At 63.3% G+C, this 496-nt stretch carries 1 protein-coding gene; it reads right to left on the reverse strand.

Annotated elements, in window-relative coordinates:
- Positions 1-489 (reverse strand): glutamate--tRNA ligase family protein (locus L692_RS0100460; protein WP_036721135.1); only part of this gene is annotated, 489 nt, incomplete at its 3' end.
- Between the last annotated feature and the right edge of the window lie 7 nt (positions 490-496).

The following is a 496-nucleotide window of genomic DNA, read 5'->3' on the forward strand; positions in this document are numbered from 1 at the left end:
AAAGCGAAGGGAAGGCGTCTTGGTTAAGGAGCGCTGCCCGGCTTCCTCGGGAGTCAGGCTGCGGCAGGTTCCGGGATACACCGGGCCTTCCGAGGAAAGGCCGTGGGGAGCGGCGGCGGCGGCCAGAATATCCTGGCGGCTGCAGTAGCAGGGATACAGCCTTCCCTGGATGCGCAACCGGTTCAGCGCCGCCTCATACAGCTCCAGCCGCTGACTTTGAACGTAGGGTCCGCAGGGACCTCCGATATCCGGGCCTTCGTCCCAGCTAAGGCCAAGCCAGCGAAGATCTTCAATAATATGCCGGGCGTATTCGGGGCGGCAGCGGGCCGTGTCAATATCCTCCATGCGGAGCACGAGCTTTCCGTCAAGGCTGCGGATCTGCAGCCAGGCCAGCAGCGCGGCGAGAGCGTTGCCGATATGGATGTCGCCGGATGGCGAAGGAGCGAAGCGGCCGCGAACGCTGCCGGCAGGATTACGATCATTGAACAAGGGAGAA

Origin of the sequence: Paenibacillus forsythiae T98 (genome assembly GCF_000520735.1) — a bacterium.
Taxonomy (GTDB): Bacteria; Bacillota; Bacilli; order Paenibacillales; family Paenibacillaceae; genus Paenibacillus_AQ; species Paenibacillus_AQ forsythiae.